This is a genomic window from Malonomonas rubra, assembly GCF_003247215.1.
GTDB lineage: Bacteria > Desulfobacterota > Desulfuromonadia > Desulfuromonadales > Geopsychrobacteraceae > Malonomonas > Malonomonas rubra_A.
The window spans coordinates 1-26,475 of record NZ_QKAP01000033.1 but is presented as its reverse complement, the minus strand read 5'-3'; the positions used below and the strand labels follow the sequence as shown (position 1 = coordinate 26,475).

General features: G+C 54.3%; 26 protein-coding genes. 10 read left to right on the top strand and 16 right to left on the bottom strand.

Annotated features, from left to right (window positions below; genetic code table 11):
* Window positions 1-3: 3 nt before the first annotated feature.
* From Q7J88_RS03305 to nhaA, 3 genes are all read right to left on the bottom strand, one after another.
* Entirely contained in the window at window positions 4-585 is a 582-nt protein-coding gene (locus tag Q7J88_RS03305; RefSeq protein ID WP_303720729.1) for a flavodoxin family protein, read from the bottom strand.
* 16 nt (window positions 586-601) lie between these two features.
* Window positions 602-1,348 carry a C40 family peptidase gene (locus Q7J88_RS03300; protein ID WP_303720728.1) on the bottom strand — a complete coding sequence of 249 codons (747 nt, stop codon included), beginning with the start codon at window positions 1,346-1,348 and terminating at the stop codon, window positions 602-604.
* 149 nt (window positions 1,349-1,497) lie between these two features.
* Entirely contained in the window at window positions 1,498-2,664 is a 1,167-nt protein-coding gene (gene nhaA / locus Q7J88_RS03295) for a Na+/H+ antiporter NhaA (protein WP_303720727.1), read from the bottom strand.
* A 154-nt stretch (window positions 2,665-2,818) separates the two neighbouring features.
* On the opposite strand from nhaA, the gene Q7J88_RS03290 reads away from it, so the two are divergent.
* The gene (locus Q7J88_RS03290) at window positions 2,819-3,004 is read left to right on the top strand and encodes a hypothetical protein (RefSeq protein ID WP_303720726.1); all 186 of its coding nucleotides are present in this window, start codon (window positions 2,819-2,821) and stop codon (window positions 3,002-3,004) included.
* A 60-nt stretch (window positions 3,005-3,064) separates the two neighbouring features.
* Here Q7J88_RS03290 and Q7J88_RS03285 read toward each other — a convergent pair whose 3' ends face one another.
* The 10 genes from Q7J88_RS03285 to trxB form a co-directional block, all read right to left on the bottom strand.
* The gene (locus Q7J88_RS03285) at window positions 3,065-4,510 is read right to left on the bottom strand and encodes a DUF294 nucleotidyltransferase-like domain-containing protein (RefSeq protein WP_303720725.1); all 1,446 of its coding nucleotides are present in this window, start codon (window positions 4,508-4,510) and stop codon (window positions 3,065-3,067) included.
* 107 nt (window positions 4,511-4,617) lie between these two features.
* A complete protein-coding gene (locus tag Q7J88_RS03280) occupies window positions 4,618-5,184 on the bottom strand; it encodes an SCO family protein (RefSeq protein WP_303720724.1) in 567 nt (188 codons plus the stop codon).
* Window positions 5,185-5,188: 4 nt separating this feature from the next.
* A complete protein-coding gene (locus Q7J88_RS03275; RefSeq protein WP_303720723.1) occupies window positions 5,189-6,196 on the bottom strand; it encodes a hypothetical protein in 1,008 nt (335 codons plus the stop codon).
* A 2-nt stretch (window positions 6,197-6,198) separates the two neighbouring features.
* Complete coding sequence (locus tag Q7J88_RS03270) at window positions 6,199-6,885, bottom strand: ABC transporter ATP-binding protein (protein WP_303720722.1); 687 nt, start codon at window positions 6,883-6,885, stop codon at window positions 6,199-6,201.
* A gap of 4 nt (window positions 6,886-6,889) precedes the next feature.
* Entirely contained in the window at window positions 6,890-8,044 is a 1,155-nt protein-coding gene (locus Q7J88_RS03265; RefSeq protein ID WP_303720721.1) for an ABC transporter permease, read from the bottom strand.
* Window positions 8,044-8,370 carry a hypothetical protein gene (locus tag Q7J88_RS03260; RefSeq protein ID WP_303720720.1) on the bottom strand — a complete coding sequence of 109 codons (327 nt, stop codon included), beginning with the start codon at window positions 8,368-8,370 and terminating at the stop codon, window positions 8,044-8,046. The genes Q7J88_RS03265 and Q7J88_RS03260 overlap by 1 nt, the downstream gene beginning before the upstream one ends.
* Window positions 8,370-8,834 carry a nitrous oxide reductase accessory protein NosL gene (locus tag Q7J88_RS03255; protein ID WP_303720719.1) on the bottom strand — a complete coding sequence of 155 codons (465 nt, stop codon included), beginning with the start codon at window positions 8,832-8,834 and terminating at the stop codon, window positions 8,370-8,372. The genes Q7J88_RS03260 and Q7J88_RS03255 overlap by 1 nt, the downstream gene beginning before the upstream one ends.
* 5 nt (window positions 8,835-8,839) lie before the next feature.
* Window positions 8,840-9,358 (bottom strand): nitrous oxide reductase accessory protein NosL, encoded by a 519-nt coding sequence (locus tag Q7J88_RS03250; protein ID WP_303720718.1) that lies wholly within the window; start codon window positions 9,356-9,358, stop codon window positions 8,840-8,842.
* Window positions 9,359-9,503: 145 nt separating this feature from the next.
* Window positions 9,504-10,121, bottom strand: a complete 618-nt coding sequence (locus tag Q7J88_RS03245) for an ATP-binding protein (RefSeq protein ID WP_303720742.1) — start codon at window positions 10,119-10,121, stop codon at window positions 9,504-9,506.
* A gap of 260 nt (window positions 10,122-10,381) precedes the next feature.
* Window positions 10,382-11,317: a thioredoxin-disulfide reductase gene (trxB, locus tag Q7J88_RS03240; RefSeq protein ID WP_303720717.1), complete on the bottom strand. Its 936-nt coding sequence runs from the start codon at window positions 11,315-11,317 to the stop codon at window positions 10,382-10,384.
* Window positions 11,318-11,459: 142 nt separating this feature from the next.
* On the opposite strand from trxB, the gene Q7J88_RS03235 reads away from it, so the two are divergent.
* Both Q7J88_RS03235 and Q7J88_RS03230 read left to right on the top strand, forming a co-directional pair.
* On the top strand, window positions 11,460-11,819 hold the full coding sequence (locus Q7J88_RS03235; protein ID WP_303720716.1) for a hypothetical protein: 360 nt from the start codon (window positions 11,460-11,462) through the stop codon (window positions 11,817-11,819).
* Window positions 11,820-11,823: 4 nt separating this feature from the next.
* The gene (locus Q7J88_RS03230) at window positions 11,824-13,155 is read left to right on the top strand and encodes an MFS transporter (protein WP_303720715.1); all 1,332 of its coding nucleotides are present in this window, start codon (window positions 11,824-11,826) and stop codon (window positions 13,153-13,155) included.
* A 493-nt stretch (window positions 13,156-13,648) separates the two neighbouring features.
* Here Q7J88_RS03230 and Q7J88_RS03225 read toward each other — a convergent pair whose 3' ends face one another.
* Window positions 13,649-14,437 (bottom strand): carbon-nitrogen family hydrolase, encoded by a 789-nt coding sequence (locus tag Q7J88_RS03225; protein WP_303720714.1) that lies wholly within the window; start codon window positions 14,435-14,437, stop codon window positions 13,649-13,651.
* 277 nt (window positions 14,438-14,714) lie between these two features.
* Between Q7J88_RS03225 and nhaD the strand changes: the two genes are divergently transcribed.
* The 7 genes from nhaD (at window position 14,715) to Q7J88_RS03190 (ending at window position 24,316) form a co-directional block, all read left to right on the top strand.
* Window positions 14,715-16,181 (top strand): sodium:proton antiporter NhaD, encoded by a 1,467-nt coding sequence (gene nhaD, locus Q7J88_RS03220; RefSeq protein ID WP_303720713.1) that lies wholly within the window; start codon window positions 14,715-14,717, stop codon window positions 16,179-16,181.
* A 68-nt stretch (window positions 16,182-16,249) separates the two neighbouring features.
* Complete coding sequence (gene hemW, locus Q7J88_RS03215; protein ID WP_303720712.1) at window positions 16,250-17,386, top strand: radical SAM family heme chaperone HemW; 1,137 nt, start codon at window positions 16,250-16,252, stop codon at window positions 17,384-17,386.
* A 185-nt stretch (window positions 17,387-17,571) separates the two neighbouring features.
* Entirely contained in the window at window positions 17,572-18,612 is a 1,041-nt protein-coding gene (hrcA, locus tag Q7J88_RS03210; protein WP_303720711.1) for a heat-inducible transcriptional repressor HrcA, read from the top strand.
* A 19-nt stretch (window positions 18,613-18,631) separates the two neighbouring features.
* Entirely contained in the window at window positions 18,632-19,246 is a 615-nt protein-coding gene (grpE, locus tag Q7J88_RS03205) for a nucleotide exchange factor GrpE (RefSeq protein WP_303720710.1), read from the top strand.
* Window positions 19,247-19,292: 46 nt separating this feature from the next.
* Window positions 19,293-21,200: a molecular chaperone DnaK gene (gene dnaK / locus Q7J88_RS03200; protein ID WP_303720709.1), complete on the top strand. Its 1,908-nt coding sequence runs from the start codon at window positions 19,293-19,295 to the stop codon at window positions 21,198-21,200.
* Between the two features lie 67 nt (window positions 21,201-21,267).
* Window positions 21,268-22,389 (top strand): molecular chaperone DnaJ, encoded by a 1,122-nt coding sequence (dnaJ, locus tag Q7J88_RS03195; protein ID WP_369681957.1) that lies wholly within the window; start codon window positions 21,268-21,270, stop codon window positions 22,387-22,389.
* 37 nt (window positions 22,390-22,426) lie between these two features.
* Complete coding sequence (locus tag Q7J88_RS03190; protein WP_303720707.1) at window positions 22,427-24,316, top strand: penicillin-binding protein activator; 1,890 nt, start codon at window positions 22,427-22,429, stop codon at window positions 24,314-24,316.
* A 5-nt stretch (window positions 24,317-24,321) separates the two neighbouring features.
* Here Q7J88_RS03190 and Q7J88_RS03185 read toward each other — a convergent pair whose 3' ends face one another.
* Both Q7J88_RS03185 and Q7J88_RS03180 read right to left on the bottom strand, forming a co-directional pair.
* Window positions 24,322-25,377, bottom strand: a complete 1,056-nt coding sequence (locus Q7J88_RS03185) for a hypothetical protein (RefSeq protein ID WP_303720706.1) — start codon at window positions 25,375-25,377, stop codon at window positions 24,322-24,324.
* A gap of 57 nt (window positions 25,378-25,434) precedes the next feature.
* Window positions 25,435-26,124: a carbonic anhydrase gene (locus tag Q7J88_RS03180; RefSeq protein WP_303720705.1), complete on the bottom strand. Its 690-nt coding sequence runs from the start codon at window positions 26,122-26,124 to the stop codon at window positions 25,435-25,437.
* Window positions 26,125-26,475 lie beyond the last annotated feature (351 nt).

The window sequence follows — 26,475 nt, the reverse complement described above, 5'->3', positions numbered from 1 at the left end:
GTTTTAAGTGCCTCTGGTGAAAATTCGCTCGGCGAGCTGTTCCGCTTTCAGCATTATATCCGGCCGTTTTGCCGCCTGCCCCGGCCTGTAGACCCCGGTGGCGCGCAGCAGGTGGATCTGCTTGAAGGGATGCCAGGAGAAGATCTCCCGGTAACGGGGAAAGATGTCATTAAAACGTTCTTCGTCGGTTGCACCCTGCACCAGCAGGAAGACCAGCTGTTTGCCCGGTCGCAGGCGACTCTTCTTCTCATGTTTCCAGTAGTCGGGGACGAAGTAGCTGAAGGTGCGATCGATGAAGCCCTTCAGCTGCGCGGTCACATCGGTGTAATAGACCGGGCTGCTGAAGAGGATTACATCGGCTTCTTGGATCGCATCGAGGGCGGGGGTGATATCGTCCTGCAGCACGCAGCGTTCGGAACTCTTTTTACAGGCGAAGCAGGCCTGACAACCGCGATAGCTGAGCCGGTTCAAATCGTAACATTCGACGCTCGCCCCATGGCGTTCTGCCACTTTACAGAAGACCGCCGAAATGTCGGCGGTGTTGCCCTGCTGGCGGGGGCTGCCGTAAATATGTAACAGCTTCATCTTTTCTTCTTTCATTTCAGAGATAACTGCGTCCGCCGACGTAGGTTCTTTTCCAGAATTTATTTGCCAGGCTAGCGAAGCGGACGGTTTTGCCGGTGCGCGGCGCGTGAATGAACTGGTTGTTGCCGGCGTACATGCCGACATGGGTCACGCGCGTTCCGCCTTTGGTGGCGAAGAACACCAGATCGCCCTTTTGCAGCCGGTTTTTGGCGACAGAGCGTCCGGCGTTGAACTGCATGCGCGAATTGCGCGGCAGGTTGAGGCCGTTCAGGCGGTAGCTGACCATGGTCAGGCCGCTGCAGTCGAAGCCGTTTTTGCGATCTTCGCCACCCCAGCGGTACGGTACGCCGAGAAAGCGCTGAGCGGTTTTGACCAACTCATCACGCAGGTTGCCATGGCCGCTTTTGGCGATTTTTGCTACCGCATAGTCCTCGGGAATGACGATGAAGAATTTGTCGATAACACCGCTTTGCTGCAACTGTTCCGCTTCGCTGCGGGCGTCATAGTATTCGCGGTGGTTACCGAAACGAACCTTGTAGAGGCCGTCATCATGTCGGAAATAATAGGCATCTACCCCCAGCCCTTTCAACGAGTTCTCCAGTCGCACTGCGTTGTCCAGTTGACTGAACGCGCCGACTTGGGTTGAAAAACCCATTTTTTGCAAAGGTTTGGTTGACTGCTGCTTCGATTCTGGCTGCGGTATTGTCTCTGTAAACGGAGGGACCTGTTCCAGCAGGCCCGAGATCGGGTCGGATCCACTCACTGGCACAGCCGCTGGCTGCCGGGTGCTGCAGGAGCACAAAAGAATAAGAATAGAGAGAAGTAACAGTCGAATCATGCGCCGAGCATAGCAGATGCTGTTTGTCAGTCAATGGCGCATTCTTCCTGCGGACGCAGGACAGTTGATTCTGCTTATCCGTGCTTGAGCACCCGCTTGAGGACCAAGTAGCCAACAATTCCGGAGAGCAGCGAGCCGATGATGATCCCGAGTCGCTCATCGAACAGCTGGTTGGTGCCGGTCTCTTCAAAGGCCAGCGAGCCGATGAACAGACTCATGGTAAAACCGATCCCGCACAACAGAGCGATACCGTACAGGCTGGTCCAGCTCATCCCCTGGGGCAGGCGGGTCAGGTTGAGCTTGATGCCGAGCCAGCAGAAAGAAAAGATGCCAATCTGCTTGCCGAAAAAAAGCCCGCAGGCGATCCCCAGCGGGACGTTGTGCAGCAGGTAGTCAAGCCCCACATTGGCGAGGTTGATTCCCGAATTGGCAAAAGCGAACAACGGTAAGATCACGAAAGCGACCAGACCGTGAAGTTCGTGCTCCAGCTCATGCAGCATCGATTCCGCGTGCTCTTTATCGGGTTTAATCGGGATGAACAGGGCCAACAATACTCCTGCAAGGGTCGCGTGCACACCCGATTTGAGCAGCGCTACCCACATGATCATGCCGATGACAAAATAGGGCGCCCGCTCATGTACACCAATACGGTTGATAATGAACAATAAAATCAGACAGGTGGTCGCTATGAGCAATGCGGAAAAAGAGATGTTGGCGGTATAGAAAATGGCGATGATCAGAATGGCGCCGATATCATCGAAGATCGCCAGTGACGTCAGGAACACTTTCAGGCTGGTCGGAACCTGTGAGCCGAGTAACGAAAGCACGCCGAGCGCAAAAGCGATATCGGTGGCCGCCGGGATCGCCCACCCTTGGGCCGCAGTCTGGTTCTGATAGTTGAAGAGCAGGTAAACTGCAGCCGGGACCAGCATGCCACCGATTGCGCCAATCCCTGGCAGAATTACGTTGCTCAGCTGTGAAAGCTCCCCTTGCAGCATTTCCCGTTTCAGTTCCAAGCCGACCAGCAGGAAAAAGACCGCCATCAAGCCGTCGTTTATCCACAACAGAAGCGGCTTGGCGATTTCCAGCTTGCCGATCTGTACAGCCACCGGGGTATTGATCAGCAGTTCGTAATAGTTTGCTAGGGGGGTGTTGGCCAGGATAATGGCGAATATGGCCGAAAAAATCAGCAGGATACCGGCAGTCGATTCTTTTTTGAAAAAAGATTTGAAATTTTCCATTTGCTAGTGCCCGTTATCAGAAAGGAAATTAGATGAGGAAAAATTTTAACATAAAGGCAGTCGCATTTTCCTGATTTCTCCTTGATCCGACTACCGCGGCACACTTTAAGTTAGAATTATCAGCTAACTTCAGCGGCGAGAAAGGAGTCTGACAATGGCGGAGGATATTGGAAAAACACAATGGGTCGAGTTGTTTCGGCAAACCGACTTAAGCGAGGAGATGATGGAGCGGTGGCATCGGCTGTTTGAGGCCCACTACCCGCAGGCCCACCAGAGCTTTCTGCAGTGGCTGCAGTTGCCGGAAGAGGAGATCGCAGTGATCCGGAAGCGTTTCAGATGACGGGAGAACATGGACTAGATCAGGCCACTGGCTAAATAACTCAACCTGGAGCAAAGAGGATTAGCGGCGCAGCATGTTCAGTTGGAAGTGTGAGCTGAGCGACCCCTGAAACGACTCTACCACTTCCAGGGCGACCTTCAGTCTTCCCCGTTCCACCCGGTTCAATGAACTGGGGGCCATGTGATTGTCCGGATCGCGGCCGGCGACGCGCGCGGCGATCTGGCTGCGTAGGCGAAAAAAGGTCAGCAGATTGAAGGCAGCGTCCAGGTCGCCAACCTGTTTTTCGTTGAGCACCTCCTGCTCCTGCAACACCTTCAGTTTGTCGGTGGTACTCCCTTCGAGAACCCCGATTTCCAGCGCCAGGGTTTTCACCCCTTCGGTAATGGCGAAGATTCCGCCCTTTTTCAGATCGATCATGCCGATATGTGGCCCGTTTTTTTCAGCCTTGATCCGTCCGAACATGCCGAGTGGGGGTGGAAAGCGACAGACGTTGGCCGCCATGTGGGCGAGAAAGATGCCGTTCTCGCTGGCGCGCTGGATAACGTGTCGCTGCAGATCGAGTTCCAGGGAGGAGTCCCCCCAGAGGGTGCGCATGTCAGAAAACATGCTGAAGTTGAGGATATTCTCGCCGCTCGGGGTGGCGATCCAGCTGTCGATGGTGTCTTTCCAGTCGCTGATGCTGCGCCGCCAGAACTGGTTTTTAGCCATGATACCGCCGGGGCATTCCGGGACCCCAATTTCGATCAGGGCATCGATCAGCACCTGGGAAAAATCACGGAGCTTGTCGATCTCTTCCGGTGTCAGTTCGTCGGCATAGATGATGGCATTGTCCTGATCGGTTTTCAGGGTCTGCTCACGGCGCCCCTCGCTGCCGAGTACCAGATAGGCGCATCTTTCTGGCAGTGCGGGGAAGTTCTCCTGCTGCAGGACATTAATCAGGCGCAGGTTGATCTGATCGTTCAGCAGCGAGATCAGCCGCACCAGATCGCGGGTCGAAACCCCGCTGCTGCGCAAAAAAACGATCAGCTCTTCCATGTGATCGTGGATTTCTTTCAGGTCATCGACGCTGGTCGCCTCGTCGATGGAGCGGAGCAGCTTCTGCGGTGAGCGGTTCTGAAGGCGGATGATGTCCGATTCGTTGATGATGCCGACCAGCCGGTTCTGACCGTCGATGACGCCGACCCGGTGAATCCGGTGCCGCGACATCTGGTAGAGCACCTCGAACAGGGTGTCCTCTTCCCTGACCGAAATGACCGGGGCGGTCATCAGTTCCCGCACCACCGATTTTTCCGGATCGACCCGCCCGGCCACCACTTTGTTGCGCAGGTCACGATCGGTCATGATGCCAACCGGCTCTCCCTTATCATCGCAGGCGATAATGCTGGAGATGCTTTTATCGCGCATGATGATGCTGGCGTCGATGATTTTGTCTTCGATGTGGCAGGTGATCAGGCCGCGGTGACAGTGGTCTTTGACCGGCAGGAAAAAGGTGTTCTCTTCTGGCATGTCGGACAACTCCCGGGGGCAAAGCATGCAGACATAAAAAGTTTTACGTTATAGCCGGCAGCTGTCAATCTTTAGCGGAAAAATAAAGTTCAGTGTGAAGGGCGGGCTTATTGGAGCAGGAGTTGGTGCTCGTGGATGAAGTCCTGGCTGCTCAGTTGGCCGTCGATTCTGGTCCACTGGCCGGTTTTTGGATGGCGGAGCAGCAGAGACGAATCGTGGGTGATCATGTCGGAAGGTTTGATGTTAAAGGCGGTCATCACCTGCTTGATGTCGGACTTGCTGCCGGTCAGAAAGTCCCAGCCTGGCAGCGCCTGGTACTGGTGCAGGTAGTGGTTCAGCACTGCCGGGGTGTCGGTTTCCGGATCGACGGTGATCGAAACCAGCCGGACCTGTTCGCTGTTCGGCAGTTTTTTCTGGAAGTTGGCAAACTGCACTGCCTGATTCGGGCAGAGGGTGGTGCAGGAGGTGAAAAGAAATTCCAGCATAACCGGCTTGTCGACCAGCAGAAAATCACGCAAAACCACCGGCTGGCCATGCTCGTCCAGAAGGGTGACCGGTGGAATCGGATAATCGACCTGGGTACGGTGGTAGCGCTCCTCATCCAAGGTCAGGAAATAGAGCAGGGCCGTGATGGCGATAATGGCCAGCAGTGACAGGATAGCTTTGGTTTTCATCGATTCAGTAGCTCAACAGGATAAAGGGGCCGAGCAGGATCGGACCGGCAACGATCAGCAAAAAGATCACTATAGCGAAAAACGCCCGCAACAGCCACCGGCGCTCGGTTTTTTCGATCTCGATGTGGAGCGAAAGCGTCTTCGGCAACAGCTGTGCCAGCCCGGGCAACAAGCCGTACAGACAGCCGATAAACAACCCGCCGTAGAGAGGGTAGCCGATGAAACCGTAGTTGGCCTGCAGCATGTCGAAGGGGCAGTGATGAGTCGGCATCTGGTAAATATAGAGCGAGATAAAAGAGACGATCGCGGCCAGAGAAACGAAGAACAGTCCCAAACTGGCAACGAACAGTAGGTAGCGGAACAGCGCTAGCTTGGAGCTGAGGCAGAGCACCAAAAGAATCAGAAAGATTCCGGCAGCCAGGAAAAACGTCAGCATCGTCGGTTCCACCGGCAGGCCGGCCAGTTCGCTGGCGACGCTGTCACTGCCGAGGGTAAACAGTGAGCCACAGCATGAGGTGATGATTTCCGGCTGTAATCCGGTGAAGTAGCTGTATTGCAACAGCAGGTCGAGGCCGACCAGCGGAGTCAGCAACAGCAGCCCGAGATATTTGGGCCGCACCAGTGGGGTATCTTCGGTGCGCTGGTCGAGCCGGTTGAAGTGCACCCAGATCGCAGCAGTGAAAAACAGGACGATTTTGATCAGCAGGACCAGCCAGCCGATCTGGTTGGCGTTGAGCGTACCGGTAGCGCACATGGCGCCGATGAACAGACTGTGAATGTCCTCAAGAGTGAAGATGAACAGTAGCCCGGAGAGTATTTCAAAGCTAAAGGCATAATTGGTCAGGGTGGAGACCAGGTAGGTTCTGCGCTCCAGCTGTAGCTGGGCTTCCGAACTGCTTTGCGGGTCCCAGCGCGAAAGGATCCGCAGGCCGAGCCAGGCGGCATAGAGCAGCATGGCAAAGGCGAGCGAACAGCCGAGCAGCAGGGCGAGAATACCGGGGTTCAGCAGCACAGTTATTCGGCCTTCCGTAGGACACCGTCATGCATAGAGAAACGGCGGTCGACCAGTCGATGCTGATAAACATATGGATCGTGGGTGGCGAAGACGATCGTTTTGCCGTCCTTCTTCAGGTGCTCCAGAATCACCAGCAACTCTTTGCTTAATGTGCTGTCGAGGTGGGCGGTCGGTTCATCGGCGATGATAATCTCCGGCTGGTTGATCAATGCACGGGCGATGGCGACCCGCTGTTGTTCGCCGCCAGAGAGTTGGGCAACTTTCATTCGCTGTTTTTCGAGCAGGTTGAGCTGCTCCAGCACCCGTTCCGCCCGCGAATGCATTTCGGCCGTTTTCAGATCAGCCGGGTAGAGTGGTAGCAGGATATTGTCGAGTACGCTCAGGTCGCGCAGCAGGTTAAGCTGCTGAAAGATGAAGCCGAAGGTCTCGCGACGAACCCGGGCGAGAAACGGTTCCGGCAGCCTGGAGACCTCTTTTTCCCCGATCCTGAGCTGGCCGGAGGTCGGGCGGGTCATGCAGCCGATCAGGCTCAACAGCGAAGTTTTCCCAGAGCCGCTCGGGCCCTGTAGGACCACTGCCTCCCCTGCTTCGACCGAAAAAGTGACCTCACTCAGCGCTCGGACTTCGTCGGCCTGATGGCGGTTGTAGATTTTGCTCAGCGTGTGCGCTTGAATCAGGGCGGCCATCGGTTCAGCTCCTCATCACGCTGTCGGGATCGGTCACGGCATTTTTCCATGAGGGGATCACGGTGCAGGCGATATAGGGGATAATGGTCAGGCCGGCAAGGGCGAAGATCTGGTAGAGGTCGATCGCCGGGGTCAGATCAAACTTCGGAAACAGCACCGACCAGCCCTGAATCACCGGACCCAGCACGCCGGCGCCGAAAAAGAAAATATGCAGATAGGCGATGATGGTGCCGAGCAGGAAGGAGGAGAGTGAAACCGCGAGTCCTTCCCAGAATTTCAGCAGCAGCACATCACTTGTCTCCCAGCCGATCGCTTTGAGGATGCCAATCTCCCGCTTTTCTTCAGCGCTGATGCCGGTGGCTTTGTCCCAGGCGAGGATGCAGAAGGCGATCAGCGCTGAAGAAAAGATGGTCAGCATGATACCGCTGCGCCAGTTGAACACGGTATCGTAGGTATGCAGGATCTCCATTTTGCCGATCGGGCGGGTGTCGGGCAGCTGGTGTTTGATCTTTTTCGCCAGGGTCGAGACTTCCTGTTCGTTGTAGACCTGTACCGCCAGGTCGCTGGCCTGACTGTCGGGCAAGGCAAAGAAGCGGCGCAGTTCCGCTTCGGGGAGCAGGATCAGGTCGTTAGTCAGCAGGCTCGATTGATGGCTGAACAGGCCGGTAATTTCATACAGGAGGGTCCGGTTTTTAGAGTCGACCAGCACCAGGCTGTCACCGATCTCCACTCCGTAGGTATCGGCGATCCCTCTGCCGAGGGCGCATTGGCGGCCGCTGGTCGGAAGGTGGCCGGCGAGTAACGGTGGTTCGCTTGCGTCGTTGACGCCGAGCAGGGTGAAGTTGACCTTTTTCAGGCTGTCGTAGTAGTAGCCCCAGACCCGTGGCGTGACTTTGCCGACTCCTGGCAATTTGGCGATTTGCTCGGCATATTGCTTGGGAATCAGATCATGGTGTCCAGCGAGCAGCCGCTGCACCACCAAGTCGGGAGCGCCAAGCAGGACATTGGCCGCTTCGTTGCGCAGCGCCTGGGTCAAAAAAAGGATCGAGGCCAGTGTTGCCACCGTTAAGGTATAAACGGCGATAATGGCAAAATTCTTCTGCTTGCGGCGGGCCATGGAGGCGAGCGCGTGTTCAAGGATTTTCAGCCTGGCCGACATCAGGGTTGCCCCCTTTTCTGGAAGGAAAGGCTGGGGCTGCCTTGTAGGCAGCCGGGGCCGATAATCGATCCGGCGGGAAAGTGGTCGAAGGCGCCGGGGTAGTCTTGAAAGGCGGTGAACAGATCGGCCTGTGAAGGATGACGGGTGTAGCGGGCTTCGCTCCAGATGGACAGATCGGTCAGGCCGAGCTGTTTAACCAGCTGGCGGTTGGCCGGGAAATAATGCTCTGCGACCGTGTCTGCTTGTTGTCGGCCGCTGTAGAGTAACAGCGCCAGCAGTAGGCTGGAAAAAAGTAGGTAAGCGCCGAAGGCTAGTGAGCGTTGCATCAATCTTTCGGGATCAACTGCGGGGTCAGCTGCTCAAAGGAGATAATCTTCTGCCCGTTATGATCTTTGGCGAAGGTTTTAGCAGCCTCTTCTCCGGTGACAGGAATCATCTCATGTCCCATCGGGCCGGAGACGTCGCTGCCCAGCACCAGGAACAGCTGGTTGACCGGCAGCAGGCGCACACTGTAGTAATCTGTCAGATAAATCTCGGCGATATCGTCGCGGGTTCGGGAATCGTTTTTGTTCGGCAGGGAAAAATAATAACGAAACAGGTCTTTGGCGCCGTCGAAAAACAGTTGCGAATCATCTTTGAACAGAATGGTTCCCATCCAGTCACGGTAGGGCGAAATGAACATCCCACAAACCGGGCAGCGTTCTTTCTTGTCCGGCTGCTGCGGCTGTTTGGCAAAGCAGCTGCTGGAAAAGAGCAAAAGGCAGAGTAAAAGATAAATCAGGATGCGCATAAAATTTACTTGTGCTCCATGTGTGACATGTTCATTTTTTTCATTTTACGCTTGTTGCGGATCTTCTTGGTATCCATGTACATATCTTCGTACGTCGCTTTCATCACCTGATCAAAGTCGGCAAGGTTACCACCGTGGCTGTTGACGAACTTTTCCGCTGCCGCCTGGTCACTGAAAGCCCATTTGGCACGTGAGGTCATCACGCCCGGTTTGTCGCCGCCGATCACCCAGGATGCTGTTTCCGCATCGATCAGCTCTTTGCTGTTGAAATCAGCAACCTTGATCGTTTGCAGGTCTTTGTCAATAGTTACCGCAAATTCGACCGCTGCGCAATGCAGGCTGCAGGTGCCGACACTGCTCTGATCGACGTACTCGATCAACATCCGGCTGTGGCCGAATTTGACGCGGTTCATGCCGCAGTAGTTGCAGGAAGCGTGTAGCTGTTGGTCCTCGTATCCCATCGCAACCAGCAGGCCAGCGGACAGTAACAGGGCGGAGATAACAAGTACGGTGATTTTTTTCATCTGAGAACCTCTTTGGAACCATGCAAATATCATATTAATGTTTCATGGATAACAATGTTTAGTGTGAGTGGTAACAAGATATCAATAAATAGATAAATTCACAAATATTTATCTTGTAAAAGGATTTTACTGTTCTGCGAGCATACTAACAGGTTTTTCGGTCCAGACCCCGGTATTGAACCGCTTCGGCCAGGTGATGCCGCTCGATCCGCGGTTGTCCGGCCAGATCGGCGATGGTCCGCGACAGCTTGAGGATACGGGTATAACTGCGCGCCGACAGGCCGAGGCGGCTGGTGATCTGTTCCAGCAGCTTCTCCCCGGCATCATCGAGCTGGCAGAAGCGGCCGATATGACGACTTTGCATCTGTGAGTTGGTATGCAGGCCGAATTCGTTCAGGCGCTCCCGCTGAACATGGCGTGCCTGTTTGACCCGTTCGCGAATGGTGGGGCTGCTTTCGGCAGAGGTTGTTGCGCTCAGGTCCTTGTGCGGTACCCGCGGCACCTCGATGTGCAGGTCGATCCGGTCGAGCAGCGGCCCAGACAGGCGACTGCGGTAGCGCTGGATCATCATCGGCGTGCAGGTGCAGGGATGCTTCTGGTTGGTGTTCCCCAGAAAACCGCAGGGGCAGGGGTTCATCGCTGCCACCAGCATGAAATCGGCCGGGTAGGTCAGGCTGAGCGCCGCCCGGCTGATGCTGATCCGACCGTCCTCAAGCGGCTGGCGCAACATCTCCAGCACGTTCTTTTTGAATTCGTATCGGATAGATAGGGAAGTTTCAAGATTAAACTGAAAAATTCCAATATTCTTCTCGACTTCAATTTGGCCGTAAGGTTTTTTGAAGAACAGCCGGTTAAAATCGAATATTTAGATTCCGAGGCAAAAGAGCGAAGCTATACACCAGATGTTTTGGCCTATTATCGTTCTAACTTAATGCAGGTGAGAGAGCATCTGTCCCCCTCCTGAACAGATGAAGGGCTCATTGCAGAGCCCCTTTCATCAAGGTGTTAAGTTAGCTGACGATGTCAGGCATGTTTCAGTTCTTCAATATACTTTTCCGCCATGATCGCGGCGACAGCACCGTCGCCGACTGCGGTTGAAACCTGTTTGAGGATGTTGGTCCGGCAATCGCCAGCGGCGTAGATGCCGGGCGCGTTGGTGTGGGTGTCCTCGCCAGCTTTGATGTAGCCTGCTTCGTTGAGTTCGATCAGGCCATTGAGAAAGCTGGTTGTCGGGCTAACGCCAACGGCGACGAATATTCCGCTCAAGGTGACTTCGCGAATTTCACCGGTTTGGGTATCTTTCAGCACCACACCGGTCAGACCGGTGTTGTCGAAGAGCAACTTGTCGACCACCGAGTTCCAGGCTATTTCTATCTTCTCGTTTTTGGCGATCCGGTCGCGCAGAATCTTGGTGGCGCGTAACTCGTCACGGCGGTGGACCATGATCACCTTGCTGGCGAACTTGGTCAAAAACAGGGCCTCTTCTGCAGCGGTGTCGCCGCCGCCGATCACCGCGATCGGCACGTCGCGGAAAAAGGCTCCGTCGCAGGTGGCACAGTAGGATACACCGCGACCGACCAGCCCTTCTTCACCATCGAGGCCTAGTTTACGCGGAATGACCCCAGTGGCGATGATCACAGCTTGGCAGGTAAGCTCCTTTCCATCGACGATCAGCGTTTTGCTGTCGCCGTTGTCGATGATTTTTTCTACCACGCCGTAACCGGTTTCCAGGCCGAACTCGACACAGTGTTCTTGGAACTTCATCATCAACTCCGGGCCGTCGATTCCTCCAGGATAGCCGGGCCAGTTTTCCACCTTGGTGGTGGTCATCATTTGACCGCCCATGATCATTTTTTCTAGCATCAGGGTTTTCAGCATGGCACGGGAGGCATATAGGCCGGCGGTCATACCTGCCGGGCCGCCGCCAATGATGATGACGTCATATTGTGATTCACTCATTCTTCGAGCTCCTTGATTCATTAATATTCAAAGCTAGCTATTCTTGCACATCGCTATGCGAAAGTGCAACTGTAAGGCAGGTGTTGAGTTTGCCCGTGTGCGGCGGTACACTTGCCGGATCACGTGCTGGATGGAGACACCCTTGAAGCTTAAGTTGTTAAAATTATTTGCCTGGTTTTTATTGAGTGTTGCGCTGCTTACTGCTGTTGATCGGTTGCTGGTGCTGGTGCCGATTGAGATCCCGGGGGTAACGCAGGCACAGACCTTTTATATCGATTTCCGGGGGCGGTTGCTCAATCTGTTTGGTTTTGAAACGACAGCCAAAAAGTCGGGGCAATCGATCGAACAGATGATCGAGGCGACCCAACAGCAAGTCCCGGATAAGTCCTCCAAGCCGCAGCGCTATCTATATGTCGACGAGTCCGGAGCGTTGCAGTTCGCCGACAGCCTGCAGCAGGTACCGGCAAGATATCGAGAGCACGCTCAGCCACTGGCGGAGTAACTGAATGATTCGTGCCCTGAAAAAACATCTGCTCGGTGTGCTGGCTGGGGACGATGCTCTCGACAGGGCCTGCATGTCGATTCCGGAAGAAGCCTGCAGCGAGGTCGGCTGGAACTTCCGGGTTAACGTCGGCAACGGCGCGGTCTCCAAGCTAGCCGAACAGATTGCAGGCCCTAACCTGATCCTTCCCTGGTTATTTCAGTTGATCGGTACCCCGGTCTGGATGCTCGGCTTTCTGCTGCCGATCAAGCAGACCTTTTCTTTGTTGCCACAGATGCTGGTGGCTGGCCAGATCCGTCGCCTGACAGTACGCAAATGGGTCTGGGCTGGGGCCGGTCTGTCGCAGTGTCTCTGTCTGTTACTGATGATTCCGGTTGCCCTTTGGTTTTCGCCGAGTCTTGCCGGAATTCTTCTGTTGCTTCTGCTGCTGATGTTCAGCGCCGCCAGCGGTACTGCCTCGGTAGCGTTTCAGGATGTGTTGGGCAAAACCATCAATAAAGGGCACAGGGGGAAATTGCTGGCTCAGCGCGCTTTTGTCGGCGGTATCCTGACCGGTCTGGCCGGAGTTTTGCTCAGTGGCCTGAAGGGCAGCTCAAACAGTTTGGCGGCGGTGATCTTCCTGCTGTTTTTTGCCGCTTTGCTTTGGCTGCTGGCGGCGGGCTGCTTTGCTTTGATCCGTGAAAAGCCCGGAGCGGTCCAGAGCGGTCGCAATGCGCTGGCGGAGGCGCGCGAAGGGATCGATTTTTACCGGCGTTATCCCGGTTTCAGACGTTTCCTTGTCGCCAGAGGGCTGCTGTTGACTGTCGAGTTGGTTGCTCCGTTTCTGGTACTGCATGCCGGACAGCTGTTGCAGCTTAACGTACAGAATGTAGGGTCATTGGTGGTTGCTGTTGGCCTGTCGCAGATTGTCAGCAGCCCTTTTTGGGGGCGGATGGCCGACAGCACCAGCCGGCAGGTGATGCTGCGCAGTGTGCAAATTGCTGCCGGAGCGGTATTTCTGACGCTGCTGCTGGCGATTTTGCCGAACCGGTCGCTGCAGTATCTGGGCTACCTGATTGTCTTTATGCTGATCGGCTTGGCGGAAGCCGGCGTGCGCCTGGGGCGCAAAACCTATCTGGTCGATGCCACACCAGCAGAAAAGAGGGCTACCTACACGGCATTCAGCAACAGCCTGATCGGCCTGCTCGCCATCTTAAGCGGGCTGGCCGGGTTAATTGCCCAGTGGTTTGGGGCGACGGCGATGTTGCTGGTTATCAGTTTGCTCATGCTGGCCGGAATCCGCGCTTGTGGGCGGATGCCGGAAGCAGGGGCGATGCTGAAAGGCCCCGACCGTTAGCCGCTGGCTCCAGTAACACTTGGACTTTGCGGTGGTCAAAAAAATTGATTGTTAGGTTCTTTATTCCATGTTTGCAATTCAGATAGCCTTGAATGGTTGCAGAGTTTTAAGAAATCCACGCGTGAGATATCTTTCTGCGGACAAAACAGAACAATTTTTTCTGTGATGAATTTGGTTTTATGGCGTTGTTGCACATTGATGAGTTAGCAGTCGGAATGGTACTAGTCAGAAATATGATTTGTTTCGATATCATGATGCCGGATATAGACGGGCAGCAGGTGCTGAAGAAGATTCGTGTCCTAGAAGGTTTGGAAAACCATCATGGGTAAGATGCTGTCAAGGTGATAATGATTTCACCATTGAACGACAAAAAGAACATCATGCAGGCATTCAAGTCACAGTGTGAAGCCTGGCTGGTCTAGCTGATCGATAAGAGTAGGCTGCGTGAACACCTGAAGGTATTTGGTTTGCTGGAGACTTTTTAGTTTTTGGCTCAGGGGGTACCGTAGATATCTGCCCGCCGATCGGCCAGAATATTGATCTGGGCACGGTATTTTTCCATTTCAGTGAAGTCGAAATCGGCAACCAGTTCGGTGTCTTCCTCTCCGGCAATCGCTAGAATATTGCCCAAGGGGGAGACCAGTTGGCTCAAGCCGAAAAAATCGAGCTTGCCCTGTACGCGGCAGCAGTTGGCGGCGACGACAAAGACCTGATTTTCTATCGCGCGGGCTCTCAGGAGGGTTTTCCAGTGTTCTTGGCGCGGTTTCGGCCATTCGGCGGGCAAGCAGATGATTTCCGCTCCTTCCAGGGCCAGCTTGCGAAACAGTTCGGGGAAACGTAAGTCGTAGCAGATGGCTATTCCTAGTCGCCCAAGAGAAGTTTTTACCACCAATGACCGGTTGCCAGGGCCGAGAAACTGATCTTCGCGCATGGTCGAAAACAGGTGCAACTTACGGTAGCTATCGACCTGTTCGCCATTATCGATAATGTAGGCAGTGTTGTAGATCGATCCATTTTCCAGTTCGGGAAGGCTGCCAACCGTCACTAGGCCCAGCTTTCGGCATTCTGTTTGGATTTCTTTGAGGACGCGGGGCGTCTCTTTGGCCAGTTCTGTCAGGTTGCGATAATCGTATCCACAACTCCACATTTCTGGCAGCACGGCTAATTTTGCGCCCTGTGAAGATACTCGCCGCAGAGCTGCAATCGCTTGGTCAAGGTTGGCATCGATGTAGCCGAGTTCAATATTGAATTGGATGGCCGCCGCGCGAAGGAGTTTGTTCATATTGCCCCCGATTATTATAAAACAGCGTTCTTGTTTGATTGTTGAATGGTTATTATTTTTAAAAAAATATCAAATATTTTAATAGGATTCACTGTTCTGTAAAGGACTTTACACTGTTCTGTTTTTCTTGACACTATTACAACAGAAATGGTAAAAATCATGGCGTTTTGACTTTTATATCAAAATTATATGTCGTTTGGACTTTTATCTCACATTTTTTAGCAGCCAGCAAACCCGCTGGCATAAAAACCAATTTTATTGCAAAGAAGGTGACCCGTTGAAAAATCTACTCTGTACATTCTTGTTGTTGCTTTTGGGGGCAGCGCCAGCTCTGGCTAGTGGTGGGGAGGAAGCTGTTGACCTGACCGGTACCGGTTTGGGGGTCTTTGCTTTGGTCCTGTTCGTCGCTGCGTATAGCCTGGTTATTTTTGAAGAGCAGTTGCATATGCGCAAAAGCAAGCCGGTCATCTTCGCCGCCGGGATCATCTGGGTGTTGGTCGCTATTGCCTATTCCGCCGTTGGCGATACTCATACCCCGCACGAGGCGATCAAGCATAACTTGATCGAATATGCCGAACTATTCCTCTTTCTGCTGGCGGCCATGACCTACATCAATGCCATGGACGAGCGGAACGTTTTTCAGGCACTACGTTCTTGGTTGGTCAGCCGCGGCTTCACCTTGCGCACAGTTTTCTGGGTCACTGGTTTCCTGGCTTTTATCATTTCACCGGTCGCCGATAACCTGACCACCGCCTTGCTGATGGGGGCTGTCGCGATGGCGGTTGCTGGTGATAACCGTAAATTTTTGGTGGTTGCCTGTATCAACATCGTTGTTGGAGCTAACGCTGGGGGGGCTTTTTCGCCTTTTGGAGATATTACCACTTTGATGGTATGGCAGAAGGGCAAGGTTGATTTCGCTGAGTTTTTTGCCATCTTTGTCCCTTCGCTCCTCAACTGGGTGATTCCTGCAGCTCTCATGAGTCTGGCCGTGGCCAAAGAACGACCGGAAGCGCTGGGAGAAATGGTTGGGATGAAGCTGGGGGCCAAGCGGATCATGGTTCTGTTTCTCTGTACCATTGTCACTGCGGTCTCTTTTCATAATTTTCTGCACCTGCCACCAGCGACCGGGATGATGCTGGGGCTTGGCTATCTTGGCTTCTTCAGTTACTGGCTGAAGAAGGCTGAGCATCGTTCTGGAACTGGTGATCAGCCGCTCGATATGACCGGCCACAACCCGGATGAGCACCGTGAGGTTCCGCCGCCGGAAGCTCATGGTCACGTGTACACTGCCGGCTTCGATCTGTTCCGCAAGATCGCTCGGGCAGAATGGGATACCTTGCTGTTCTTCTACGGCGTCATACTCTGCGTTGGCGGACTCGGGCAGTTCGGCTACCTGGCGGTGGCATCTCACGCCATGTACACTCAGCTAGGAGCAACTTGGGCCAACGTGCTAGTCGGTATTCTTTCGGCAATCGTTGACAATATTCCGGTCATGTTTGCGGTGCTGACCATGGATCCGCACATGTCTCATGGGCAGTGGCTGCTAGTCACCTTGACTGCCGGGGTCGGTGGTAGCCTGCTGTCGATCGGCTCGGCGGCTGGAGTTGCCCTGATGGGGACCGCCCGGGGCATTTACACCTTCGGCAATCACTTGAAGTGGACTTGGGCGGTCGCGCTCGGTTATGCGGTCAGCATCATTGTGCACCTGTGGATTAATGCCAGCCATTTTACCGATTTCCACTAGTTAAGTTTAGCGAAGCAGAGACGAGCAGGGCGAGGCGGTAAGGTCCTCGCCCTTTTTATGTGTTGTTTATGAGCGGTTTCTACCTGCACATTCCTTTTTGTCAGCGAAAATGCGACTACTGCGATTTTTACTCGCTACCGCTGGAGAACGACATTGAACTGCAACGGTATGTCGAGCTGCTGTTGCGGGAGATCGATCTGCTGGCCAAACGATGGGCGATGCGCGGGCCGCTGGAAACAGTTTTCTTCGGCGGTGGCACTCCCTCGCTATTGTCCGCCGAGCAGGTCGACTCTATTCTGTGTCAGCTGGACGCCAGATTCGGTATTGCATCACGATGCGAAATCTCACTTGAGGCAAACCCTGGAACGGTTACCGCAGAAAAGCTACGGGGATATTGTCGTGTCGGGGTAAATCGCCTGTCGCTCGGAGTGCAGACCCTGAACGATGTGCAGTTGCGCTTACTAGGGCGAATTCATTCGGCAGCTGAGGCCAAGCAAGCGGTCGCAATGGCCCGGCAGGCAGGCTTCACTAATCTGAATCTCGACCTGATCTTCGCTCTGCCGGAACAAACCCTTCCTCAGTTGGAGCAGGATGTCGCCGAACTGCTTAAGTTGCAGCCGGAACACCTGTCGCTCTATGGTTTGAGCTTTGAGCCGAGAACGCCGCTCGCCAAGCGGCAAAGCCTAGGGCAGCTCACGGAGCCGGACGAACAGTTTTATGTCGACAGCTATCTGCTGATTGACCGTTTGCTGACCGCTGCCGGGTTTGAACATTACGAGATCTCCAATTTCGCCCGCCCCGGTTTTCGCTGTCGGCATAATCAGGCATATTGGAGGCGCCAAACCTGTCTGGCGGCGGGCTGCGGTGCCCACAGTTTTTTTTCGAATGGCTGGGGCGAGCGCTGGATGGTCGATACGTCACTGCCCAATTACTGCGAACGCCTGGAGCATTTAGAATTGCCGATGGAGCGTCTGGAAGACTTCGATCGGCAAACCGCGATGGCGGAAACGGTTTATCTTGCGCTTCGGATGGTTGACGGTCTTTCGCGGACCGATTTCCAACGGCAGTTCGGTGTTTATCCGGAAGCCGCATTCCCGACTGCTTTTCGCCGCCATGGCGAGCGTTTGACGCTACAGGACGATCGCTGGTGTTTCGACCTGCAGGGCTGGCTTTTGTATGATCATCTGATCAGCGATTTTCTGTAAATTAGTTTGTTGGTCGAGCCCGGTAAGAACCACTCCTTTGGGCGTGCTTTTCCTCCCCTATTCGTCTTGACAAAGAGAAGGCCCGTTGATAATGTGTGATGTTAGCACTCGGCTTGACTGAGTGCTAACATGTGCAAGCTGCTGCCATATTTTTTGTATGGCACTTTTTTTCGGAGCGATAGTCAATGGCCCAAGAGCTGAACGAGCGCAGCCAAAATATTCTCGAGGCGATTGTCGAAGACTATATCTCCTCGGCTGAGCCGGTCGGCAGTCGCGCGATTACCAAACGACACAGTTTCAATCTGTCGCCAGCGTCGGTGCGCAACGTGATGGCCGATCTGGAAGAGATGGGATTTCTTTGTTCGCCGCACACCTCTGCCGGACGGGTTCCGACGGAAAAAGGTTTTCACTACTATATCGATTCGCTGTTGCAGGTTCGCGACCTGAGCAAGGAAGAAGAAAGCCGACTACGCAAAAATTACCGCTTCAAAGGCATGAAAATGGAAGACATCATGCAGGAAGTGGGACGGGTTATGTCGGGGCTGTCCAACTATACTGGTTTGGTGATGGCACCCAAGTTTTCATCAACGGTTTTTAGGCAGATCGAGTTTGTTCGGTTGTCGCACAGTCGCCTGTTGGTAATCTACGTCTCTGAAACTGGGTTAGTGCAGAACAAGGTGATCGAAGGGGCACCAGAGTTAAGCCAGCATGACTTGGAGCAGATCAGCAATTATCTGAACCGCGAATTAAACGGCATGAGTATCGCCGAAGTTCGGGAGAAGATCGTTCAAGATCTGCGCGATGAACGTAGCCGATACGATCAGATGCGCAAGCAGGCGTTGAGCTTGTCGAGCGCGGCCTTGCAGGACGAAGCGGAAAACTTGGTTTTCGTTTCCGGGACCTCGCTGATGCTGAACCAACCGGAATTTTACGCTCCGGAGAGGCTGAAGCGGATCATTCAGACTTTGGAAAGCAAAAAAACCTTGATCGAACTGCTCGATCGAGGGCAGGCGGCAGATGGGGTCCAGATTTTCATCGGCAGCCAGAGCCAGCATGCCGAAATAGAGGGTTGCAGCTTGGTAACCTCGAATTTTTCCAATAAGAAAGGGGCGATCGGCACCCTCGGTGTGATCGGTCCCGTGCGGATGGCTTATTCCAAGGTCATCCCGATCGTCGATTTTACCGCCCAGTTGGTCAGTCGGATTTTGGAGCGGGAAGTAGAATAAGAAAGAAGGAGTTGTCAAGGTGGGCAAGAAAAAGCCAGAAGAACAGCCGGAAGCGGTTGATGCTAACAAACAGGAGAAACAGGAGCAGGATGTTGCCGAAGAAGAACTGAGTCAAGAAGAACTGATGCTGTTCGAACTGGAGCAGGTGCGCAGCGAGGCCAAGTCGCATCAGGAACAATACCTCAGGACGCTGGCCGACATGGAAAATTTGCGCAAGCGGACGCAGCGCGAAAAAGAAGAACTGGCCAAGTTTGCCAACGAGAATATATTGCGCGAGATTTTGCCGGTCATCGATAATCTTGAGCGCGCTGTCGAACATGCCGAGCAGGCCCACAGCAGTGAGGGGTTGATGGAAGGGGTGCAGATGACTCTCGACCAGTTCAGTCAGGTGCTGACCCGTTTTGGGGTGACCCCGGTCGAATCGCTCGGGCAGCCTTTCGATCCGGCTCTGCACCAAGCGATGGGACAGCTGGAAACAGAAGATTATCCGGTCAATACAGTTGCCCAGCAGATGCAGAAGGGGTATCAGCTCAACGAGCGCCTGTTGCGACCGGCGATGGTGATGGTTGCCAAAGCTCCCGAAGTGAAGGAGCCGGAAGCGGATCAAGAGTCAACCGAAACAGACGAAAAATAAATCGCTCTGCTTATAGTTTTAAGAATCCAAGAAGGAGGATATAAAGATGGGTAAAGTTATCGGAATCGACCTGGGGACCACCAACTCCTGTGTCGCAGTCATGGAAGGTGGCGAGCCGGTTGTTATCGCCAACTCGGAAGGTTCGCGTACCACGCCGTCGATGGTCGCTTTCACGGAGAGTGGTGAGCGGCTGGTCGGCCAGCAGGCAAAGCGGCAGGCGGTGACCAACCCGGAGAACACCCTGTTCGCCATCAAGCGCCTGATCGGCCGCAAGTTCAACTCGGATGCGGTCAAAAAGGACATCGAGATCAGTCCGTTCAAGATTGTCGAAGCTGACAATGGCGACGCCTGGGTTGAGGCACGAGACAAACAGTACAGCTCTCCCGAGATTTCGGCGATGATCCTGCAGAAGATGAAGCAGACCGCCGAAGATTATCTTGGCGAAACCGTTACCGATGCCGTCATCACTGTGCCGGCCTATTTCAATGACTCCCAACGTCAGGCAACCAAGGACGCCGGCAAGATTTCCGGTCTCAACGTGCTGCGAATCATCAACGAGCCGACCGCTGCGTCGCTCGCCTACGGTCTCGATAAGAAGGATGAGATGACCATTGCCGTCTTCGACCTGGGTGGTGGAACCTTCGACGTTTCGATCCTCGACCTGGGTGACGGTGTTTTCGAGGTCAAATCGACCAACGGTGATACCTTCCTCGGTGGGGAGGATTTTGACCAGATGATTATCGACTACGTCGCCGGCGAGTTCAAGAAGGACCAGGGGATTGACCTTCGTGGCGACAAGATGGCGCTGCAAAGGCTTAAGGAAGCGGCCGAGAAGGCCAAGTGCGAACTCTCCAGCTCGATGGAAACCGACGTTAATCTGCCGTTCATCACTGCTGATGCCACCGGCCCCAAACACCTGAACATTAAACTTTCCCGTGCCAAGCTGGAAAGCATATGCTCCGAATTGCTCGGTAAGTTGGAGGCCCCTTGTAAAACGGCTCTGAAGGATGCCGGTTTGGCAGCCAATGAGATTACTGAAGTCATTCTGGTAGGTGGCATGACCCGGATGCCAGCGGTGCAGGAGAAGGTCAAGGAGATCTTCGGCAAGGACCCGAGCAAGGGGGTCAATCCCGACGAGGTGGTTGCTATCGGTGCTGCTATCCAGGGTGGTGTTCTGACTGGTGACGTCAAAGACGTGTTGCTGCTCGATGTTACCCCCCTCTCGCTCGGCATCGAAACCCTCGGCGGCGTGATGACCAAGCTAATCGAGAAGAACACCACTGTTCCCTGCAAAAAGAGCCAGGTTTTTTCCACTGCGGCTGACAACCAGCCGGCGGTTTCGGTTCACGTGTTGCAAGGGGAGCGGGAAATGGCTGGCGATAACAAGACCATCGGTAACTTTGAGTTGGTCGGAATCCCGGCGGCACCGCGCGGTGTACCGCAGATCGAGGTTACCTTCGATATCGACGCCAACGGTATCCTACATGTAGGCGCCAAGGATCTTGGTACTGGGAAGGAACAGTCGATTCAGATCACCGCATCATCTGGTCTCTCCGAAGAAGAGATTAATCGCATGGTCAAGGATGCCGAGTCCCATGCCGGAGAAGATAAGAAGAAGCGTGAGCTGATCGAAGCGCGTAATCAGGCAGACGGTTTAGCCTACACCACAGAGAAATCGTTGGCCGAGCATAGCGAAAAGATTGATAGTGACACCAAGAAGAAGATCGAGGATGCTCTGGCCGCGCTGAAGACCGCCATGGAAGGGAATGATCCGGAAGAGATCAAAACCAAGAGCGAAGCTCTGGCCCAGGCGTCGCACAAACTGGCTGAAATGATGTACGCCAAGGCGCAGCAGGAGGGTGAAGCTGCCGGTGATACCTCCGCAGCCGGTGCAGCGGATAACGATGTCGTTGATGCCGAATTTGAAGACGTCGACGACAAAGAGAAGAAGTAATCTTTCTATTGCATGTTGAGCCGCCGGTCAGGTTTTATTGCTGGCGGCTCCCTATATTCGCAGGATAATCGTTTTGTCAAAACGCGACTACTACGAGATTCTCGGGGTCAACAGGAATGCCAGTGAGGCGGAAATCAAAAAAGCCTACCGGCGACTGGCAATCCAGTATCACCCTGACAAGAATCCGGGTGATAAAGAGGCCGAGAACAAATTCAAGGAACTATCCGAGGCCTATGCCGTTCTTTCCGATTCGCAGAAACGGGCCACCTACGATCAATTCGGTCATGCCGGGGTGAATGGCGGCGGTGGTTTCTCCGGCGGTGGTTTTGATTTCGGCGGTACCCCTTTCGAGGACATCTTTGGCGATATTTTCGGTGATATCTTCGGCGGTGGTTCGCGTCGTGGAAGTCGGGGGCACCGTGGCGACGACCTGCGTTACAACCTGACTATCGATTTTGAAGAAGCGGCCTTTGGGGCCGAGAAAAAGCTGCAGCTGCCGCGCAAACAGCGCTGTGACACTTGTAGTGGCTCCGGGGCCCGCCCCGGTACTGAGGTTCAGACCTGCAGCACCTGTCGGGGTGCCGGTCAGGTGCGTTACCAGCAGGGCTTTTTCACCATGACCCGGCCCTGCCCCGATTGCCGTGGCGAGGGGAAGGTCATCACCGACCCTTGCCCCGATTGTCGCGGGACTGGCTTAGTCAAGCAGAAGAGGACCGTTTCACTCAAGGTTCCGGCCGGTGTCGAGACCGGTACCCGCCTGAAGATGTCGGGGGAAGGAGAGGCCGGAGCCAACGGTGGCCCGCCAGGCGATCTCTACGTGGTGATCAGCGTCTCCGAACATCCGATCTTCCAGCGTGAAGGGCAGGATGTACTCTGTGAGGTGCCGATTTCTTTTGTTCAGGCGGCTCTTGGTTGCGATCTGGAGGTGCCGACCTTGGAGGGTAAGCTAACCCTCAAGATCCCACCTGGTACCCAGACCGGCAAAGTTTTCAAGCTTTCCGGAAAAGGGATTGTTTCGCTGCAGGGCTATGGGCGTGGCGATCAACTGGTCGTGCTGCGGGTTGAGGTGCCGACCAAGCTGAATGTTCGCCAAAAAGAACTGCTGGAGGAGTTTGCCCGGGAGGGCGGTGAAGATATTCATCCCCAAGGACGTGGATTCTTTGATAAGATGAAGGAATTGTTCGACTGACCTTCATCTTTCCCCAAACAGACTGAATGGATTGCGAATGAAGCGGATCGTCTGCCTGCTCTTGTTGTGTTTTTTCTTTTTGGCTCTGCCTATGACTCTCCCCTCCTTCGCCGCTGAAGATTTAGCTGCTGAAGCCACTGCCGAGTTCGAGCGAGGCCAGCAGCTTTTTCATGCCGGAAATCAGCAGCACGCTTTGGCAACACTGCGCACGTTTGTCCAGCGCTACCCGCAGAACCCACATGCTGCCCAGGCGTATACGCTGATCGGCCGGATTTTTACTGAACAGAAACGTTACTCGGATGCCCTGCTCTATCTGGAGCGGATTCCGCTGCAGTTGCGTGGACCGGAGGCCAGCCTGCTACGCGGTTACTGCCTGATTCAGACAGGTGACTATGCATCCGGACAGGCACAACTTCAGCCGCTGCTGGAAATCTCCTTCACCAGTGGCGATACCGCGCTGCTGTTGCTGGCCTTAGCCAATGCGGAGATTCATCTGCAGCAGCCGCTCAATGGCTTGGTTTTTCTACAGAAAGCTCTGCCGCTGGTTGAAAATCAGGCCAGCATTCTTGAACAGGTTCACAGCCTGTTACAGACTCGTTTAAGTGTTGTCGAGCTTGAAGAAGCCGCATTCATGTGGCAGGGGACCGCGATCGGGCAGGATGCCCGCCTGCAGCTGGCTCGGCGATTTATGGGGCAACAACCGGAGCGTGCCAAGCAGCTGTTGCAGCAGGTACTTGGTTCGACGGTCACCTTCCCCTACTGGCAGGAAGCGGAAATGCTATTGCAGCGGACCAGCATTGACAGCTGGGTTAACCGTGACAGTATCGGTGTATTGTTGCCGCTTAGCGGTCGTTATGCCTCCTACGGGGAGCTGGTCAAAAAGGGTTTGGAGCTCGCGGTAGAGGAGCATAACCAGACCCGGCTGCCGGTTCGGCTGATTTTTCGAGACACGGCTGTCGAAGGAAATTCCACGGACCAGTTGGTGAGCAGCTTGACCGATGACGATAAGGTGATGGCGATTATTGGTCCGCTGCTGGGTGCCGGTGCCGAACAGGCGGCTTCCAGAGCCCAGCTGGAGATGGTGCCGTTGCTGACGTTGTCGCAACGGGCTGGGCTGCCGCAGCTTGGCGAATATGTCTTCCGCGATTCCCTGACGCCGGAACAGCAGATCAGCAGCCTGGTCCGTTACGCTATCGACACTCAGCATATATCCTATTCGGTCCTCTATCCGGAAAATCGGCTCGGTGAAGAGATGACCCGCCTGTTTGTCGATGAGGTCCGCAGACTGGGTGGTGAGATTGTCGATACCGTCAGCTACCCGGAAGATGGCACTGATTTCCAGAAGCAGATCCAGACGCTGCTATGGGAAGACCACGTGGTGAAGATCCCGCCAAAACCGGTCGGTCCCAAATCGGACAAAGAGTCGGAGGAGTTGCCGGAGTTGGAATACCCACTGGCTCCCTTCCATGCTCTGTTCATCCCCGATTATGCTGAACGGATCGGCATGTTGGCGCCACAGCTGATGTTTTACGGAATCAAGGATGTCACACTGCTCGGGATCAATGGCTGGAACTCGCCGGAGTTAGTAGAGCGGGCCGGTCGTTTCCTTGGTGACGCGGTGTTCATAGACGGTTTTTTCAGTGACAGCCGGAGGCCGGAAGTGCAGCGCTTTGTCGAACTATTCCAGCAGACCTACCAGGAGGAGCCGACCATTCTCAGTGCCCAGGCCTTCGATGTGGCCAACATGCTGCTGCGGGGGATGGACGATCCGCAGATTGAAAACCGTGACGATCTGCGGCAGGAATTGTCAGGGCTGCACGGTTTCCGCGGTGTGACCGGAACACTTGGTTTCGATGCCCTTGGCGAGGCGATCAAGCAGCCTTTCCTGTTGGGGGTCCAAGGTAGAAAAATAGTCGAGGTGCGTTAGTTGGCCTAAAGTCCTGCGTATTCCAGAAACGTCACCGGGGGCTTGTAAATCTGTTGTTCCGATAGCAGGCGATTGATTTCATTTGGGCCGAAATACTTCGCTTCCAGAGCGTTGCCACCTTCCATCCAGAAACCGAATTGTGGAATGATTGTGTTGTGACGGATTGAGTGGTCGATGGTCAGACCGGCCAGCATGAAGATATTCCGGCCACGGCCGTCGAATTCGTCGGTGATAAAGGCGGCGATGCGATGAAACTCGCGCCAGGTGTTAATGTTACACAGGCGTCGGTGCGGATGCTCTGAAGTGACGATTTCGGGAAGAAAGTCAAACACCGAGACCTCCAGCATTGTTTTGTGCTCGTGGCTGTCGAAATCAAGCTTCTTTTTGAAGCTGAAGTAGTCCTGTTTCAACAGCGAACCGATCGGTTCGGGAACCTGTGGAACGGTCGTTCGTTTCTGCAGTACCCTGATCAGTTCCGGATGCAAACTGTAGATTTTTCCAAGGGTCCCCTCTCCTAAGGCATCCCCCTCTTTTAACCGGTTGATATCGATCTGGATCCGTACCGCATTGGTGGCCGGTTTGGAAAAAAGATATTTGTACGGAATTTCTATTTTGACGCTGTTGCCATCGCAGAAGATCTTGATCAGCTTCGCTGCCCGCCGATAAACTGGCAGATAATCATCCAAGACCCGCCCCAGCATGCCGCAGCAGATAGCTTGTTGACCGGTTATCCGCTGGATATAGCCGATACCGCCTATCTCGTTCGCCCCGATATGACTGCCACCGAAAATAACCAGGTCTTTGCCGTGGTGGGCGGCAGTTGTCATGCGGGCTGGATCGAGCAGGGCTCCGACCCGGCCGAGGTTGAAGGTGGGGCAGTTATAGATGTAGCCGAACAGCGCCTTTTTTATTGCTTGGCTTTCATCTGAGCACTGCCAGATCGCCGGCAATGTCTCGCTGAAACCGGCCCGGTCGGTCAGGTTGCGCAGCCGTCCATAAAGTTCCATCGGGTTCATTGGAGCTTGGTCGAGCAGGCTTTCAGCGGGAGGTGCAATAGGCATGGATGACTCCGATGTCTTCCGTTTTCAGGCAATTGACGGCGGCGATAAGGGGAAGAATTATTTTTCCGTTATGGCTTGTTCCTCTTCTGTGGTTTTTTGCCCGGGCGAATAGCGTTCGACGAGAATCTCAAACTCTCCGGTCAATGGGTTGTAATAGCGTAACTGGCCGGTGCCCATGTTGTAGTACCAGCCATGCACGCTCAATTGACCTTTGGCAACTCGCTCTTTGACCCAGGGGAAGGTCATCAAGTTTTTCAACGAAACCAAGATTGCTTCTTTCTCGCAAGCCCGGGTCTGCTTTTCCTTCTCTTCTTGCGGCATCTCGGTCAGAACCTTGTCCCGCGCCGAAGCGGCAATACTGACCCATTTCCCGATGAATTCGCCAACTTTTTCGCCTTTGGCCGAATCCATCAGCGCGCCGATGCCGCCACAGTTGGAGTGGCCGAGCACGATTATGTCGGAGACTTCGAGGAAGCAGACGGCGTATTCGATTGACGAACTGACTCCGTGGTAGTCGTCACTCTTGCTGTAGGGGGGGACCAGGTTGGCAATGTTGCGCAGAATAAACAGGTCGCCGGGTGCGCTGTCGGTCAGCAGGGCCGGATCTACCCGCGAGTCACAGCAGCCAATCAGAAGCGCCTGCGGTTTTTGTCCGGAAAGCAGAGTGCTGGCCAACTCCGGGTTTTCCCCGAAGTGCTGCTGCTGAAAGTTGGCGATCCCGGAAATGAATTTTGTGACATCAGCCATAACTTCTCCTTCGCTTTGACGTCCGGCATTCTAACATAAAAAAACTGTTTTAAAATACGCATTTGGCAGCGCATAGCTGGTGACAATTGTGTCCATTTCTTATGACGTGTCCATAGATGTCCAAATTGGAACGAAGATGAAAGATGCGGTGCAGTTCGAACCTCTCAAAAAAGACGAATTAATAGCTGGATTCAGCAAGCTAACATTCCGGCCTAAAAGAAGAAGTTGATCGCTCCAACCTTACGAGCACATTTCTATCTACTGTCGATACTCGGCCTCGCTTTGCCCGGTAAAAACTTATTTGAGTGTCTGCGACTGTCCGGAGGAACGTAGGCCTTTCGGCGCTGGTGA

Bases quoted from the DNA above. Each gene is read 5' to 3' on its own strand.
- trxB (WP_303720717.1), bottom strand. From the start codon at position 11,317: ATGAGTGAATCACAATATGACGTCATCATCATTGGCGGCGGCCCGGCA.
- Q7J88_RS03285 (WP_303720725.1), bottom strand. From the start codon at position 4,510: ATGCCAGAAGAGAACACCTTTTTCCTGCCGGTCAAAGACCACTGTCAC.
- Q7J88_RS03225 (WP_303720714.1), bottom strand. From the start codon at position 14,437: ATGAACAAACTCCTTCGCGCGGCGGCCATCCAATTCAATATTGAACTC.
- nhaA (WP_303720727.1), bottom strand. From the start codon at position 2,664: ATGGAAAATTTCAAATCTTTTTTCAAAAAAGAATCGACTGCCGGTATC.
- Q7J88_RS03280 (WP_303720724.1), bottom strand. From the start codon at position 5,184: ATGAAAACCAAAGCTATCCTGTCACTGCTGGCCATTATCGCCATCACG.
- Q7J88_RS03290 (WP_303720726.1), top strand. From the start codon at position 2,819: ATGGCGGAGGATATTGGAAAAACACAATGGGTCGAGTTGTTTCGGCAA.
- hrcA (WP_303720711.1), top strand. From the start codon at position 17,572: ATGGCCCAAGAGCTGAACGAGCGCAGCCAAAATATTCTCGAGGCGATT.
- hemW (WP_303720712.1), top strand. From the start codon at position 16,250: ATGAGCGGTTTCTACCTGCACATTCCTTTTTGTCAGCGAAAATGCGAC.
- Q7J88_RS03265 (WP_303720721.1), bottom strand. From the start codon at position 8,044: ATGTCGGCCAGGCTGAAAATCCTTGAACACGCGCTCGCCTCCATGGCC.
- Q7J88_RS03185 (WP_303720706.1), bottom strand. From the start codon at position 25,377: ATGCCTATTGCACCTCCCGCTGAAAGCCTGCTCGACCAAGCTCCAATG.
- Q7J88_RS03305 (WP_303720729.1), bottom strand. From the start codon at position 585: ATGAAGCTGTTACATATTTACGGCAGCCCCCGCCAGCAGGGCAACACC.
- Q7J88_RS03260 (WP_303720720.1), bottom strand. From the start codon at position 8,370: ATGCAACGCTCACTAGCCTTCGGCGCTTACCTACTTTTTTCCAGCCTA.
- Q7J88_RS03180 (WP_303720705.1), bottom strand. From the start codon at position 26,124: ATGGCTGATGTCACAAAATTCATTTCCGGGATCGCCAACTTTCAGCAG.
- Q7J88_RS03270 (WP_303720722.1), bottom strand. From the start codon at position 6,885: ATGGCCGCCCTGATTCAAGCGCACACGCTGAGCAAAATCTACAACCGC.
- dnaK (WP_303720709.1), top strand. From the start codon at position 19,293: ATGGGTAAAGTTATCGGAATCGACCTGGGGACCACCAACTCCTGTGTC.
- Q7J88_RS03190 (WP_303720707.1), top strand. From the start codon at position 22,427: ATGAAGCGGATCGTCTGCCTGCTCTTGTTGTGTTTTTTCTTTTTGGCT.
- Q7J88_RS03255 (WP_303720719.1), bottom strand. From the start codon at position 8,834: ATGCGCATCCTGATTTATCTTTTACTCTGCCTTTTGCTCTTTTCCAGC.
- Q7J88_RS03250 (WP_303720718.1), bottom strand. From the start codon at position 9,358: ATGAAAAAAATCACCGTACTTGTTATCTCCGCCCTGTTACTGTCCGCT.
- Q7J88_RS03230 (WP_303720715.1), top strand. From the start codon at position 11,824: ATGATTCGTGCCCTGAAAAAACATCTGCTCGGTGTGCTGGCTGGGGAC.